This window comes from Streptomyces sp. NPDC033174 (genome assembly GCF_055577795.1).
Genome location: NZ_JBVIPQ010000004.1, coordinates 324,366 through 337,236 on the forward strand (window position 1 = coordinate 324,366; position 12,871 = coordinate 337,236).

The following is a 12,871-nucleotide window of genomic DNA, read 5'->3' on the forward strand; positions in this document are numbered from 1 at the left end:
ACTCGCGCCCACCGCCTTCGGGTCTTATGCCCGCTCCCATGAGGAGGTGGACTCGTTGAAACAGAGCAGTTCGACAGTCCAAGAGCTGCCCGGTGCCGCAAGCGCCTACCGGCCGACCCCGCCCCCGGCGTGGAAGCCGCGCACCGACCCCGCGCCCCTGCTTCCGGACGCCGAGCCCTTCCGGGTCCTCGGCACCGAAGCCGCGTCCGCGGCAGACCCCGAGCTGCTGAAGCGGCTCTACGCCGAGCTGGTGCGCGGCCGCCGGTACAACGCGCAGGCCACCGCCCTCACCAAGCAGGGCAGGCTCGCCGTCTATCCGTCGACGACCGGCCAGGAGGCGTGCGAGGTCGCCGCAGCGCTGGCCCTCGAGGACCGCGACTGGCTCTTCCCGTCCTACCGCGACACCCTCGCGGCGGTCGTGCGCGGCCTGGACCCCGTCCAGGCGCTGACGCTGCTGCGCGGCGACTGGCACACCGGGTACGACCCGCGCGAACACCGCATCGCGCCGCTCTGCACGCCCCTGGCCACTCAGCTGCCGCACGCCGTGGGCCTCGCGCACGCGGCCCGGCTGAAGGGCGACGACGTCGTCGCGCTGGCCATGGTCGGGGACGGCGGCACCAGCGAGGGCGACTTCCACGAGGCGCTGAACTTCGCGGCCGTCTGGAAGGCCCCCGTCGTCTTCTTCGTGCAGAACAACGGCTTCGCGATCTCCGTACCGCTCGCCAAGCAGACCGCGGCCCCCTCACTGGCCCACAAGGCCGTCGGCTACGGAATGCCGGGCCGGCTCGTCGACGGAAACGACGCGGTCGCGGTGCACCAGGTGCTGTCCGAGGCGGTCGCCCGCGCGCGGCGCGGCGGCGGGCCGACGCTGGTCGAGGCCGTGACGTACCGGATCGACGCCCACACCAACGCCGACGACGCCACCCGCTACCGCGGCGACGCCGAGGTCGAGGCCTGGCGGGCGCACGACCCGGTCAAGCTGCTGGAGCGGGAGCTGACGGAGCGCGGAGTGCTCGACGAGGACGGGATACGGCAGGCCGCCGAGGCCGCCGAGACGATGGCGGCGGCGCTGCGCGAGCGGATGAACGCCGACCCTGTGCTGGACCCGATGGACCTGTTCGCGCACGTCTACGCCGAGCAGACGGCGCAGCTGCGGGAGCAGGCGGCGCAGCTGCGCGCGGAACTGGACGCCGAAGGCGTCGAAGGTGAGGGGTCATGACCACCGCGGCAGTGAAGCCGGCGGTCAAGCCCGCCACCATGGCGCAGGCCTTGCAGCGGGCCATGCGGGACGCCATGGCCGAGGACCCGACCGTCCATGTGATGGGAGAGGACGTCGGCACACTGGGCGGGGTCTTCCGCGTCACGGACGGGCTCGCCAAGGAGTTCGGTGAGGACCGGTGTACGGACACCCCGCTCGCCGAGGCGGGCATCCTGGGAACCGCCGTCGGCATGGCCATGTACGGGCTGCGGCCGGTCGTCGAGATGCAGTTCGACGCCTTCGCCTACCCCGCCTTCGAGCAGCTGATCAGCCATGTGGCCCGGATGCGCAACCGCACGCGCGGCGCGATGCCGATGCCGATGGTGATCCGGGTTCCGTACGGCGGCGGCATCGGCGGTGTCGAGCACCACAGCGACTCCTCCGAGGCGTACTACATGGCGACTCCGGGGCTCCATGTCGTCACGCCGGCCACGGTCGAGGACGCCTACGGGCTGCTGCGGGCGGCGATCGCCTCCGACGACCCGGTGGTCTTCCTGGAACCGAAGCGGCTGTACTGGTCCAAGGCGACGTGGTCGCCGGACGCGCCGCCGGCCGTCGAACCCATTGGGCGCGCGGTCGTGCGGCGCACGGGCCGCAGCGCCACGCTCGTCACCTACGGCCCCTCCGTGCAGGTGTGCATGGAAGCGGCGGAGGCGGCCCAGGCGGAGGGCTGGGACCTCGAAGTCGTCGACCTGCGCTCCCTGGTGCCCTTCGACGACGAGACGGTCTGCGCCTCGGTGCGCCGCACCGGCCGGGCGGTCGTCGTGCACGAGTCGACCGGTTTCGGCGGCCCCGGCGGGGAGATCGCCGCGAGAATCACCGAGCGCTGCTTCCACCACCTGGAGGCGCCCGTGCTGCGGGTGGCCGGATTCGACATCCCCTACCCGCCGCCGATGCTGGAGCGGCACCATCTGCCCGGCGTGGACCGGGTCCTCGACGCGGTGGCGCGGCTTCAGTGGGAGGCGGGGAGCTGATGGCCCAGGTGCTCGAATTCAAGCTGCCCGACCTCGGTGAGGGGCTGACCGAGGCGGAGATCGTCCGCTGGCTGGTCGCCGTCGGAGATGTCGTCGCGATCGACCAGCCCGTCGTGGAGGTCGAGACGGCCAAGGCGATGGTGGAGGTCCCGTGCCCGTACGGGGGTGTGGTGACCGCCCGCTTCGGCGAGGAGGGCACTGAACTGCCCGTCGGTGCACCGCTGTTGACGGTCGCCGTCGGGTCGAACGGGTCGGGTTCCTCCGGTGCGCCGAGCGCCGGGGAGGCCTCCGGCACGGCGAGTGCGGGACGTGCGGCGACCTCGGACGGTGAGGGCTCCGGCAATGTCCTCGTCGGCTACGGGACGGGCGCGCCGGCCGCGCGACGCCGCCGGGTCCGCCCGGCGAACCCGGCCGTCCCGGCCTCCGCCCCCGCGCCTGTCCCCGCCGCTCCTGCTCCGGTCACGGCCAGGGCCGCAGTGGTACGCGACGAGTCCGGGCCGGTCCCGGTCATCTCCCCCCTCGTACGCCGACTGGCCCGGGAGAAGGGCCTCGAACTGCGGGAGATCCAGGGATCCGGTCCCGACGGGCTGATCCTGCGGGCGGACGTGGAGCGGGCGATCCTTGAGGCGCGGGCCTCCGAGACGGCGGCCCCGGCGCCGGCGCGGGTGCAGGCGGCCCCGGCCGCCGTGCCCAGCGCCGCCGGCGAGCGGATCCCGCTGAAGGGCGTACGCGGCGCGGTCGCCGACAAGCTCTCCCGCAGCCGCACCGAAATCCCGGACGCGACCTGCTGGGTGGACGCCGACGCGACCGAACTCATGGCGGCCCGCGCCGCGATGAACGCCGTCGGCGGCCCGAAGGTCTCGCTCCTCGCCCTGCTGGCCCGCATCTGCACGGCGGCCCTGGCCCGCTACCCGGAGCTGAACTCCACGGTGGACATGGCCGCCCGGGAGATCGTCCGGCTGCCGGGTGTGCACCTCGGGTTCGCGGCCCAGACGCCGCGCGGCCTGGTCGTTCCGGTCGTCCGGGACGCGCACACGCGGTCGGCCGAGTCGCTCACGGAGGAGTTCGCCCGGCTGACCGAGTCGGCTCGCCAGGGGACGCTGACCCCTGCGGATCTCACCGGAGGCACCTTCACCCTGAACAACTACGGGGTGTTCGGGGTCGACGGGTCCACGCCGATCATCAACCACCCCGAGGCGGCGATGCTCGGAGTGGGGCGGATCATTCCGAAGCCGTGGGTGCACAACGGCGAGCTGGCGGTCCGCAAGGTGGTGCAGCTGTCGCTCACCTTCGACCACCGGGTCTGTGACGGCGGCACGGCGGGCGGCTTCCTTCGCCATGTCGCCGACTGCGTGGAACAGCCGGCGGTGCTCCTGCGCACGCTGTAGGACGGCACTTTCCGGTGCCGGTGGGGCGGGCGCCCCCCCCGGGGAAGTCAGTGCCTGTGGGACCCGGAGCCACCCGGGCCTGCGGGACCCGGTGCCCACCGGGCGGCGACTGGGGCGACCGGTGGTTGTTGGTGCCGGAGGGATCCGGTGCCACCCGGGCGGTCCCCTTCGGCGGGCGGCGGATCATACTGCTGGGGTGACCGCGTATGACGCCATCGTGCTCGCCGGGGGCGCTGCCAAGCGGCTCGGCGGGGTGGACAAGCCCGGCCTGAGCGTGGGCGGCCGCGCCCTGCTCGACCGGGTCCTGGGGGTGTGCCGGGAGGCCGGGCGCACCGTCGTCGTCGGCGGACGGCGGCCCACCGCGCGACCCGTCCTCTGGGCGCGCGAGGAGCCGCCCGGCGGCGGGCCCCTCGCCGCGCTCGGCGCCGGGCTCCGGCAGGCCGAGGCGGAGACCGTCCTCGTCCTCTCGGCCGACCTGCCCTTCTTGGGGGAGGAGACCGTGCGGGAACTGCTGGCCGCCGCGCGGCAGGGCGACGCGGAGGCCGCGCTGACGGTGGACCCGGACGGCCGGGACCAGCCACTCGTCGCCGCGTACCGCACCGAGCCGCTCCGCCGTGAGCTGGCTCTCATCGCGACCGAACACGGCAGCCTTTCAGGGCTGCCGTTGCGTCTTCTCACCCAGGAACTCCGCTTCGCCCGGGTCGCCGCGGAGCCCCTCGCCTCCTTCGACTGCGACACCTGGGAGGACATTGCCTCGGCCCGGGCGCGGATCAGGGAGCATGGGAACGTGCTGGACGAATGGATCACCGCAGTCAAGGACGAGCTGGGCATCGAGATCGACGTCGACACCGGCGTCCTGCTCGACCTGGCCCGCGACGCCGCGCACGGGGTCGCCCGGCCGGCGGCGCCGCTGACGACCTTCCTGGTCGGCTACGCGGCGGCGCAGGCGGGTGCGGCAGGTGGCCCGCAGGCCGTCGCCGAAGCGGCGCGCAAGGCCGCCGCGCTCGCCAACCGCTGGGCCGCCGAGGCGGAACAGGACCCGGGCAAGGCCGCCCAGGGCGACGGCAAGGGCGCCGACGCCGGATGATCCCCGAGGAGCGCGACGCCGACGGCGTGGACGACGCCCTGGCCCTGGTGGGCCGCCAGGCGCAGGAGAGGGCGGCAGCGCGCCCCGCCCCCGGCGGTTCCGCCCTGGCCGCTGTCCCCGCCGAGGGCGACCTGCCCGGCCGCGTCGACCCCCGTGCCCCGGCGCCCGCCCCGCCCCAGACCCGTACGGGCGGAACCGGCGAGGACCCCGCGCGGCCCAACCCGCCGCCGGCACCCGTGCCGGCCGCGATCCCGGACCCGGCTTTCCCGGACCCGGCTTTCCCGGACCCCGGCGCGGCCCCGCGCCGGACGCCGGAAGCCCCCACCACACCGGGCGCGGCCACCCCACCGCCCACAGCCACCACCGCCCCCACCCCCGGCGGTCCGCACTCCGAGCACCCCGCCCACCGGGCCACCCCCTGGCCCGACGCCCGGGCCGTCGCGGCCGGTGCGGCCCGTGGCCCCGCCCGGGCCTCAGTGCGCGTTCCGCTGGACCAGGCTCTGGGCCGGGTCCTCGCCGAGCCGCTCGCCGCCCTCACCGACCTCCCGTCCTTCGACACCTCGGCGATGGACGGCTGGGCGGTCGCGGGCCCCGGCCCCTGGGAGGTGCGCGAAGGCGATTCGGTCCTCGCCGGTCACGCCTCCACGGAGCCACTGGCGGACGGTACGGCGGTACGGATCGCGACCGGCGCCCGGATCCCCCAGGACGCCACCGCCGTCATCCGCAGCGAGCACTCCCGCAGGGACGCCGCAGGCCGGCTCCACGCCCAGCGCGCCGTCTCCCCCGGGCAGGACATCCGCCCGCGCGGCCAGGAATGCCATGTGGGTGACCAGCTGCTTCCCGCGGCCACCCTGGTCACCCCGGCCGTGCTCGGTCTGGCGGCCGCCGCCGGGTACGACGAACTGGTCACCGTCGCCCGCCCCCGGGTCGAGATCCTGGTGCTCGGCGACGAGCTGCTCACCACCGGACTCCCCCACAACGGACTCATCCGCGACGCCCTCGGCCCGATGCTCGCGCCCTGGCTGCGCGCGATGGGCGCCGAGGTCCTCGGTACCCGCCGGATCGGCGACACCGCCGACGCCCTGCACGAGGCCGTCACCGGGTCCGCGGCGGATCTCGTGATCACCACGGGCGGTACGGCGTCGGGGCCCGTGGACCACGTCCACCCGGTGCTGCACAAGGCCGGGGCCCGGCTCCTGGTCGACGGCGTGAAGGTGCGCCCCGGGCACCCGATGCTGCTCGCCCGCCTCACCGGTGACCAGCAGCAGGTCAAGCACCTCGTCGGGCTGCCGGGCAATCCCCTCGCGGCCGTCTCCGGCCTGCTCACGCTCGCCGAGCCGCTGCTGCGAGCCCTTGCCGGGCGCCCGGCCTCGGAGCCGTACCGGATGCCCGTACGGGACAAGGTCCACGGCCATCCCCACGACACGCGGCTCGTGCCGGTCGTGCACCGCCAGGACACCGTCGTACCGCTGCACTACAACGGCCCGGCCATGCTCCGCGGGATTGCCGCGGCCGACGCACTGGCCGTGGTGCCGCCCGGCGGCGCGCTGCCCGGCGACGAGTTGGCGATTCTCGAACTTCCCTGGTCGCCAGCGCCGGCGGGGACGGCGGGACCGGCCGAAGGGGTGTGTTTCACGTGAAACTTCCCGGCCACGACGCCATCGCCCGCAACGCCGACGAACATCTCGAGACCGCGCGGATCAGGCTCCCGCGCCGCATCGTGGAACGCCCGATGCGGCAGGTGACCAAGCGTCTGCTGATGGCGCTGCTCGTGCTGGTACTGACCGTGCTGATCGTCTACCTGGACCGCAGCGGCTACCACGACAATGCCGACGGCTCCGTGGACCTGCTGGACTCGGTGTACTACGCGACGGTGACCCTCTCCACGACGGGGTACGGCGACATCGTCCCCCACAGCGACAGCGCGCGGCTCGTCAATGTGCTGCTGGTGACTCCGCTGCGCGTGCTTTTCCTGATCATTCTGGTCGGCACCACTCTTGAGGTCCTCACCGAACGGACCCGGGAGGAGTGGCGGCTGAACCGCTGGAGGTCCACCTTGCGCGACCACACCGTCATCGTCGGATTCGGCACCAAGGGCCGTTCCGCCATCCAGACCCTCTGCGCCACCGGGCTGCGGAAGGACCAGATCGTCATCGTCGATCCCAGCACCAAGGTGATCGAGGCGGCGAACGCGGACGGATTCGTCGGTGTGGTCGGCGACGCGACCCGTAGCGACGTCCTGCTCCGTGCCGAACTGCAGAGGGCGCGTCAGATCGTCGTCGCCACCCAGCGCGACGACACCGCCGTGCTGGTCACCCTGACCGCCCGTCAGCTCAACCGGGGCGCGAAGATCCTCGCCGCTGTGCGGGAGGAGGAGAACGCGCCGCTGCTGCGACAGTCCGGCGCGGACGCTGTCATCACCAGCGCCAGCGCGGCCGGCCGGCTGCTGGGCCTCTCCGTCCTCAGCCCCAGCGCCGGCACGGTGATGGAGGACCTGATCCAGCAGGGCAGCGGCCTCGATCTCGTCGAACGGCCCGTCATAAAGGCCGAGGTGGGCAAGAGCGTGCGGGAGACCGACGATCTGGTGGTCAGCGTGCTGCGCGGCCACCGGCTGCTCGGATACGACGATCCGGCGGCCAGTCCGCTCCAGTTGACGGACCGCCTGATCACGATCGTGCGCGCCCGGTCCGTTCCGTCCCTGTCCACCCCGCCGGAGTAGCCTCGCCGCCATGCATGCGATCACGATTCCGGAACCCGGTGGTCCCGAGGCGCTCGTCTGGGCCGAGGTGCCCGATCCCGTGCCCGGCGAGGGCGAGGTCCTCGTCGAGGTGGTGGCGAGCGCCGTCAACCGCGCGGACCTCCTCCAGCGTCAGGGCCGTTACGACCCGCCGCCCGGCACCAGTCCGTACCCCGGCCTCGAATGCTCCGGCCGGATCGCGGCCCTCGGTCCGGGGGTCTCCGGCTGGTCGGTCGGCGACGAAGTGTGCGCCCTGCTCACCGGCGGCGGCTACGCGGAGAAGGTCGCCGTACCGGCGGGCCAGCTGCTGCCCGTACCCGAGGGGATCGATCTGGTCACGGCGGCCGCGCTGCCGGAGGTGACCGCCACGGTCTGGTCCAACGTCTTCATGATCGCGCATCTGCGGCCGGGCGAGACGCTGCTGGTGCACGGCGGCGCGAGCGGGATCGGCACGATGGCGATCCAGCTCGCCAAGGCCGTCGGCGCGCGGGTCGCGGTCACCGCGGGTGGCCCGGACAAGCTGGCGCGGTGCGCCGAACTCGGCGCGGACATCCTCATCGACTACCGCGAACAGGACTTCGTCGAGGAGCTGCGAAAGGAGACCGACGGGGCCGGCGCGGACGTCATCCTCGACATCGTCGGAGCGAAATACCTGGACCGGAACGTGAAGGCGCTCGCGGTCAACGGACGCCTGGCCATCATCGGTCTGCAGGGCGGTGTGAAGGGCGAATTGAACCTGGGCGCCCTGATGGGCAAGCGCGCGGCCGTCACGGCGACCACGTTGAGGAGTCGTCCGGTACAGGAGAAGGCGGCGATCATCGCGGCGGTGCGGGAGCATGTCTGGCCGCTCATCGGCGCCGGGACGGTCCGCCCCGTGGTCGACCGCACCCTGCTGATGTCCCACGCGGCGGACGGCCACCGGGCGCTGGAGTCCAGCTCCCATGTGGGCAAGGTACTGCTGGTGACCCCCGACAAGGCCTGACCCCCGACAAGGCCTGGTCCGCACCACCAGGCCTGACCACACAGGTCCGACTCACGGGTGAGGGGCCGGTGCGCACCATGCGCGCCGGCCCCTCACCCGTACCGTCGTCACCGCTACAGATACGGGCCCGAACGAACCGCCCCGTGCCCGCTGTCGTCGTCGTCCTCGTGCGAGGAGCCCGGCGGCAGCGCGCGGCGCATCTGCTCCAGTTGGGCGCGGGCCGCCATCTGCTGGGCGAACAGCGCCGTCTGGATACCGTGGAAGAGCCCCTCCAGCCAGCCCACCAACTGGGCCTGCGCGATGCGCAGTTCCGCCTCGGAGGGGATGGCCTCGTCGGTGAAAGGCAAGGACAGGCGCTCCAGTTCCTCGACCAGCTCGGGCGCCAGCCCGTCCTCGAGCTCCTTGACCGAACTCGCGTGGATGTCCTTGAGCCTGACCCGGCTCGCTTCGTCCAGAGGAGCCGCGCGGACTTCCTCGAGGAGTTGCTTGATCATGCTGCCGATGCGCATGACCTTCGCGGGCTGTTCGACCATGTCCGTCACGGGCACCTCGCGCGACTCGTCGTCGGCGCCGCCGACAGCCGTCCCGTCCTGCCCCACCACCAGGACATGGGGGCTCTCCTGCGACCGTTCACTCCTCGGCATCTCCATGCCGTCATTCTCTCGCACACGCGCCTCCAGACACGGTGTGCCCCCGTACGAGGGTGATCCACCCTCGTACGGGGGCACATTCGCGGCACGACGGTCGTCCGTCGGCCCGGGCCCGTCAGGTCGCGGCGCGGCGGGCCAGCGCCCCGCGGGAGCGGGTGACCAGCGCGGCCAGCACGGCGGCCCCCAGCGGGACGAGGACCAGCAGGGCCCCCAGGGTCTCCCACGGGACGACGATCGGTACCTGGGGCGGGGCGTCGGGTCCGTAGCCCTGGTTGAGGGCCTCCTCGTACCAGGCGAGCTGCTCGCGTTCCTCGGTGAGGCGCAGTCCGACCGCCGGGAGCACCCCGGCCGCCGAGCCGAGCACCACACCCATCGCGGCCACCACCCCGCACTGGAATCCGCTGAGCGTCCTGCGGACCCGCGGCGGCGCCCCGACCGCGGCCAGCGTCTTCAGGTCGGCCTCGGCGTCGGCCTGGGCGAGGCCGGTGGCGATACCGGCGGCGCCGATGGTGATGAGTCCGGCGAAGACGGTCAGGGAGAGCAGCACGATGCTGTTCTCGCTGACGAAACCTTCCTCCAGGTGGAGGTCGATGCTGCCGCCGGTCTTGGCGAGCTCTCCGTCGAGCTTCTGCCGCTGCTCGGAGCTGGGCATGTGGTCGGTGGAGTAGAACGCGCCCAGCGGCACCGTGGTGAGGCCGGCGGCCTTGGCCACGGCCGGAGAGAGGAGCGAACCGATTCCGTACGACTCCTGGCCGCTCGGCACCTGGTAGGCGGGGAAGGTCTTGATCTCGCCCTCCGGGTCCTTGCCGTTCTGCGCGGCCAGATCGGCCTTCTCGGTGTCGGTGATCAGCCGCAGGCCCACCTTCCCGGTCTTGTCGACCGGGGTCTTCGAGAAGGTGACGAGCTTGCCCTCGGCCAGTGCCTTCCTGGCTCCGGCGTCGGTGATCCCGAGCACCTGGAGAACCTTCTCGTCGCCGACGAGCACGCCGTCGCCGAAGCCACCGCCGCCCACCGAAGTGCAGCGCCAGTCCTTGGCGAGCTTGCGGCGCTCCTCCTGAGAGAACCTCTCCGCCGGGTCCTTGCCGTCCACGGCAGGGCCCCACAGCGGGCACTCGTTCGCCTTCGGTATGACGACCTCGAGACGGCCGCATTCCTTGCCGCCGCCGTAGGTCGAGCAGCCGGGCTTGCCGACCGAGATCCGGTCCACATCGGCCCGCACGTCGGTGGGCAGGTACTTCTGCACCGCCTCGCGCACCCCGGGCACGTCCCGGCCGCCGTCCTCGTCGAGCATGACCGACACGGCGCCGTAGGGCAGCCGCGGCTCATAGGCGGCGCGGGCCTGGGCATCGCTGCTCGCCGCGTAGGTGGCGACGGCGACCGTGCCCGCGACGGCGGCCAGCACGGCGGCCACGGCGGGCGCCGTGCGGCCCCGGTTGCGTACGGCGTCGCGCAGGGCCAGCCGGGGCGACAGGGGCAGCCAGCGGCCCGTACGGCCGAAGAGGCCGACCAGGGCGGGGGTCAGGGCGACGACGCCGAGTTCGGCGAGGGCGCTGCCGCCCGCGACGATCAGGAACCCGGCGGAGAACAGCGACCCGTACAGCGCGATGGCCCCGCCGAGGAGCACCGCGACGAGTCCGACGACGGGGAGCACCCGATTGCTGCGGCGCACGCCCCGGCGGCCGGTGAGCGAGGCGAGGACCGACTGGCGGGAGGCGGTGATCGCAGGGACGATCGCGGCCAGCAGGCCGGTCACCACCGCCAGCAGGGCAATCCCCAGCAGCTCCAGCGGACGGACGTCGAAGGCGCCGAACCGCTGGCCCATGTACGTCTCGAGGAGAGGCTGGAGCGCGAAGGTGAGAATGAGTCCGAGGACCGTGCCGATCACCGCCGCCGCGAATCCGATCACCAGCCCGCCGGCAAGGACGATGGCGCGGATGTGACGGCGGTCGCCGCCGTTGGCGCCGACGAGGCCGAGCTGGCGGCGCGAGCGGCGCGCGCCCACGGCGAACGCGGGGCCGGCCAGCAGGCAGATCTCCAGCATGGCGAGACCGACGATCGTGCCCAGGGCGGCGAGGGCCGCGGCGTCGGCGGCCCCGCTCCGCCCGAACGAGTTCCAGTCCTTGTGCTGGTAGAGCGGTACGTCGGAGTCGGCCGGCGGGTCGAGGAGCACCGCGCGAGACATGACAACGATGCCCTTGGTGTTGGTCTCCTTGACCATGTTCCACGTGAAACCACCGGAGACCTTCAGCAGATAGGTGCTGCTGATGTCCTGGGCACGCAGCCCCGATGCCTCCAGTGCCTTGCCGTACGGGGCGAGGAAGGCGCCCGGCAGTGCGTTGACCTGGTCGGTCTTGAGATCGTTCGGGAGCTCGTAGGAGCCGACGATCTTGTACTCGCGGTCGAAGCCGCGGGCCGTGAGTGTCGAGCCCACCTTCAGCCCGCTGTTCTCCAGGAAGTGCGTGGTCGCGGAGACCTCGTCGGGCTTCTCGGGGAACCGGCCCTCCTGGAGGGACATGATGCCCTTGGCCATCGGGTCTGAGGCCTTGAGCTCACGGATCTCGGTCTGGAGCAGGCCGTGGGTGGTCCGCAGCTTGCCGTTGCCGGTGGAGTCGATGAGGGCCGTGGCACCGGCGGGGAGGACCTTGGAGACATCGGCGGGGCCGTTCGGCCACGGCTTGCCCTCGAAGTCCTGGGCCGGGGTGTGGTTCTCGGCGTCCGGCGACTGGTAGATCGCCACACCGGCGAAGCCGGGGTCGCTGAGCCGCGCGTCGGCGGCGCCGAGGGCGCGCTCCGCCTTCTCCTCGACGGAGAGTTCGGAGCTGCGCATGGTCAGGTCGAAGGCGCTGACGCCAAGAATGGGAAGGGCGATCATCGCGAGAACGAGGAAGCTGCGTCCCTTGAAGCGCCAGGCGTCACGGCGGGCGATACGCACCGCGGCGCGCCAGGAGTGGAACCAGTTCGTCACCGCTCGGCCGCCTGGCCCGTGAGGAGCGAGTCGGCCTCGCTGCGGATGGTCTGGTCGACGACGGCTCCGTCGCGCAGGAAGACCACGCGATCGGCCCAGGCGGCGAACCGCGGCTCGTGGGTGACCAGCACGCCGGCCGCGCCCGCGTCGCAGCGGGAGCGCAGCAGGGCAAGGACGGACTCGCCGGTCTCGGAGTCGAGCGCGCCGGTCGGCTCGTCCGCGAGGACCAGGCGACGGTCACCGACCAGGGCGCGGGCGATGGCGACGCGCTGCTGCTGGCCGCCGGACATCTCGTCGGGGAACCGGTCGGCGAGGTGGCCGAGTTCCATCTCCTCCAGCGCGGCGAGCGCTTCGCCGCGCGCCTTGCGGGCGGAGATGCCGTCGAGCTCCCGGGGAAGGGCCACGTTCTCGGCGGCCGTGAGGGCCGGGATGAGGTTGTAGTCCTGGAAGACGTAACCGATGCTGCGGCGGCGCAGGGCGGCGAGGGTCTTGCGGTCGCCGGTGGTGATGTCGGTGTTCTCGACGATCACGCGGCCCGAGGTGGGGGTGTCGAGACCACCCGCGATGGTGAGGAGGGTGGACTTGCCGGAGCCGGAGGGGCCCATGACGGCGACGAGTTCACCGGGAAAGACGTCGAGGTCGATCCCGCGCAGGGCGTGCACCTCGGTGGCGCCGGAGCCATGGACGCGGGTCAACTGCTGGAGCTGCAGCACGGGCTGCGGTCGGTCGGTCATGGAGAGGGGTCCCCCTTGGGCGTACGCGCACGTACGGAGCGGATGAACTGCGGGAAGGGCGGGAAGATCGGGAAGGTCGGGAGGGCCGAAGCCCGG

At 72.9% G+C, this 12,871-nt stretch carries 10 protein-coding genes; 7 read left to right on the forward strand and 3 right to left on the reverse strand.

Going from position 1 to position 12,871, the window contains the following annotated elements; genetic code table 11:
* Positions 1–46 precede the first annotated feature (46 nt).
* The 7 genes from pdhA (at position 47) to ACZ5VC_RS15115 (ending at position 8,426) form a co-directional block, all read left to right on the forward strand.
* The gene (pdhA, locus tag ACZ5VC_RS15085) at positions 47–1,219 is read left to right on the forward strand and encodes a pyruvate dehydrogenase (acetyl-transferring) E1 component subunit alpha (RefSeq protein WP_469120481.1); all 1,173 of its coding nucleotides are present in this window, start codon (positions 47–49) and stop codon (positions 1,217–1,219) included.
* Positions 1,216–2,232, forward strand: coding sequence for an alpha-ketoacid dehydrogenase subunit beta (locus ACZ5VC_RS15090; protein ID WP_469120482.1), 1,017 nt, complete (start codon positions 1,216–1,218; stop codon positions 2,230–2,232). Before pdhA ends, ACZ5VC_RS15090 begins: the two co-directional genes overlap by 4 nt.
* The gene (locus tag ACZ5VC_RS15095; protein ID WP_469120483.1) at positions 2,232–3,620 is read left to right on the forward strand and encodes a dihydrolipoamide acetyltransferase family protein; all 1,389 of its coding nucleotides are present in this window, start codon (positions 2,232–2,234) and stop codon (positions 3,618–3,620) included. The genes ACZ5VC_RS15090 and ACZ5VC_RS15095 overlap by 1 nt, the downstream gene beginning before the upstream one ends.
* Positions 3,621–3,816: 196 nt before the next feature.
* On the forward strand, positions 3,817–4,707 hold the full coding sequence (locus tag ACZ5VC_RS15100) for an NTP transferase domain-containing protein (RefSeq protein WP_469120484.1): 891 nt from the start codon (positions 3,817–3,819) through the stop codon (positions 4,705–4,707).
* Entirely contained in the window at positions 4,704–6,347 is a 1,644-nt protein-coding gene (locus ACZ5VC_RS15105; protein ID WP_469120485.1) for a molybdopterin molybdotransferase MoeA, read from the forward strand. Before ACZ5VC_RS15100 ends, ACZ5VC_RS15105 begins: the two co-directional genes overlap by 4 nt.
* Positions 6,344–7,426 carry a potassium channel family protein gene (locus ACZ5VC_RS15110; protein WP_469120486.1) on the forward strand — a complete coding sequence of 361 codons (1,083 nt, stop codon included), beginning with the start codon at positions 6,344–6,346 and terminating at the stop codon, positions 7,424–7,426. The genes ACZ5VC_RS15105 and ACZ5VC_RS15110 overlap by 4 nt, the downstream gene beginning before the upstream one ends.
* Positions 7,427–7,436: 10 nt before the next feature.
* Positions 7,437–8,426: an NAD(P)H-quinone oxidoreductase gene (locus ACZ5VC_RS15115; RefSeq protein ID WP_469120487.1), complete on the forward strand. Its 990-nt coding sequence runs from the start codon at positions 7,437–7,439 to the stop codon at positions 8,424–8,426.
* Between the two features lie 113 nt (positions 8,427–8,539).
* Here the strand turns inward: ACZ5VC_RS15115 and ACZ5VC_RS15120 are convergent, their stop codons facing one another.
* From ACZ5VC_RS15120 to ACZ5VC_RS15130, 3 genes are all read right to left on the reverse strand, one after another.
* Entirely contained in the window at positions 8,540–9,076 is a 537-nt protein-coding gene (locus tag ACZ5VC_RS15120; protein WP_468709257.1) for a bacterial proteasome activator family protein, read from the reverse strand.
* 115 nt (positions 9,077–9,191) lie between these two features.
* The gene (locus tag ACZ5VC_RS15125) at positions 9,192–12,041 is read right to left on the reverse strand and encodes an ABC transporter permease (protein WP_469120488.1); all 2,850 of its coding nucleotides are present in this window, start codon (positions 12,039–12,041) and stop codon (positions 9,192–9,194) included.
* Positions 12,038–12,775 (reverse strand): ABC transporter ATP-binding protein, encoded by a 738-nt coding sequence (locus ACZ5VC_RS15130; protein ID WP_469120489.1) that lies wholly within the window; start codon positions 12,773–12,775, stop codon positions 12,038–12,040. The genes ACZ5VC_RS15125 and ACZ5VC_RS15130 overlap by 4 nt, the downstream gene beginning before the upstream one ends.
* Positions 12,776–12,871 lie beyond the last annotated feature (96 nt).

Bases quoted from the DNA above. Each gene is read 5' to 3' on its own strand.
- ACZ5VC_RS15090 (WP_469120482.1), top strand. From the start codon at position 1,216: ATGACCACCGCGGCAGTGAAGCCGGCGGTCAAGCCCGCCACCATGGCG.
- ACZ5VC_RS15095 (WP_469120483.1), top strand. From the start codon at position 2,232: ATGGCCCAGGTGCTCGAATTCAAGCTGCCCGACCTCGGTGAGGGGCTG.
- ACZ5VC_RS15105 (WP_469120485.1), top strand. From the start codon at position 4,704: ATGATCCCCGAGGAGCGCGACGCCGACGGCGTGGACGACGCCCTGGCC.
- ACZ5VC_RS15115 (WP_469120487.1), top strand. From the start codon at position 7,437: ATGCATGCGATCACGATTCCGGAACCCGGTGGTCCCGAGGCGCTCGTC.
- ACZ5VC_RS15120 (WP_468709257.1), bottom strand. From the start codon at position 9,076: ATGGAGATGCCGAGGAGTGAACGGTCGCAGGAGAGCCCCCATGTCCTG.
- ACZ5VC_RS15130 (WP_469120489.1), bottom strand. From the start codon at position 12,775: ATGACCGACCGACCGCAGCCCGTGCTGCAGCTCCAGCAGTTGACCCGC.